Annotated in this window: 1 protein-coding gene and 1 pseudogene; both read left to right on the top strand. The window is 66.9% G+C overall.

Annotation, left to right across the window (positions count from 1 at the left end; genetic code table 11):
- Positions 1-211 (top strand): type II secretion system F family protein (locus tag BN1133_RS12095; protein WP_197273674.1); only part of this gene is annotated, 211 nt, incomplete at its 5' end.
- Positions 212-219: 8 nt separating this feature from the next.
- Positions 220-502: pseudogene (locus BN1133_RS12100) on the top strand (hypothetical protein); the annotation flags it as partial.

The following is a 502-nucleotide window of genomic DNA, read 5'->3' on the forward strand; positions in this document are numbered from 1 at the left end:
GGTGGCGGTCGGGGAGGAGACGGGTCAGGTGGATGATCTGATGCAGGAGGTGGCGCAGTATTACGAGCGGGAGGTGGATTATGACCTCAAGAGCCTGACCGCCCGCATCGAGCCGATCCTGATCGGCATCGTCGCCGTCATGGTGCTTATCCTGGCGCTGGGTATCTTTACCCCCATGTGGGACATGATGCGCGTGGTGCGTGGTCAGTAGGAGGAATGATGAGCCGCGAGCAGCAGGAGCAGTGGCGCTGGCTGGGGGGGCTTCGTCTGGCGGTGAGCCTGCTCCTGCTCTTCACCCTGGTGGGGCTGCTGGCGAGTGCCTACCAGAGTCACAGGCGCGCCACCCTGGAGGCGGCCCTGGGCGAGCTGGTCGCTCAATTTGGGGAGCGCAGCCAGCGTCTGCACGGTCTCTGGCTGATGGAGCGGCGCCCCCCCTTGTTATGGGCCGAGGGGCGGCGCTGGCACTTCTCGGTGCAGGGGTGGCCCAGGGGGGCCGGGGAGG

The organism is Aeromonas schubertii, from assembly GCF_000820105.1.
GTDB lineage: Bacteria > Pseudomonadota > Gammaproteobacteria > Enterobacterales > Aeromonadaceae > Aeromonas > Aeromonas schubertii.